Source organism: Caballeronia catudaia (assembly GCF_001544755.2).
In the GTDB taxonomy this organism is placed as follows: Bacteria; Pseudomonadota; Gammaproteobacteria; order Burkholderiales; family Burkholderiaceae; genus Caballeronia; species Caballeronia catudaia.
The window spans coordinates 1-615 of record NZ_FCOF02000152.1 but is presented as its reverse complement, the minus strand read 5'-3'; the positions used below and the strand labels follow the sequence as shown (position 1 = coordinate 615).

The window sequence follows — 615 nt, the reverse complement described above, 5'->3', positions numbered from 1 at the left end:
CAGAGCGCGCGCTCGCGCATACCGTGGCGAACAAGGTCGAAGCGGCCTATCACCGAACCGACTTGCTTGAGCAGCGCCGCCCGCTGAAGGAAGCATGGGCGAAGCACGTTCTTGGCGAGTGACCTCGCCGCGCTTTCCGTGTTATTGAGACGTGCATCAGAACCCACATGCAGGCCGGGTTACGATTTGCACTCCTGCTTAACGGTGGAGGTGCCATGTCGTTTCCCGAATGGGGACATTCATACAACGCGCTGTATGTACCGCTTACGAGCGACTGGCAATGTTCGCTTGTTCCGATCCGCGACATGCAGGACGTTGATCGCGGCTGGAAGCTCTCTTACGAGGAGCGTCAGAAAGCACGCACGGAGCGCGAAGAACAGATCGAGCAAGACCGGCAAGACTTCGACCGGTTGTTCCGAGTTTCCATCAACCGCCACGCTGCGCGCGCCTGTAGCGATTTCGGGCGTATGCGGCATCTATCAGCGAGCACCTTCGCATTTCGGGATTGTCTGCGCCGGTAGATGGAGACAGCGTAACGCGCATCCTTCGCGATGCGGTACGCGACGGCCATCTCATTCCTGCTATTCACCGTGAGTGGCGGGGTAGTCGGCGGGT

1 protein-coding gene is annotated in these 615 nt (G+C 59.5%); it reads left to right on the top strand.

Going from position 1 to position 615, the window contains the following annotated elements; all coding sequences use genetic code 11:
• Positions 1-215 precede the first annotated feature (215 nt).
• Positions 216-521, top strand: a complete 306-nt coding sequence (locus AWB75_RS36545) for a hypothetical protein (protein ID WP_143746712.1) — start codon at positions 216-218, stop codon at positions 519-521.
• Positions 522-615: the final 94 nt, after the last annotated feature.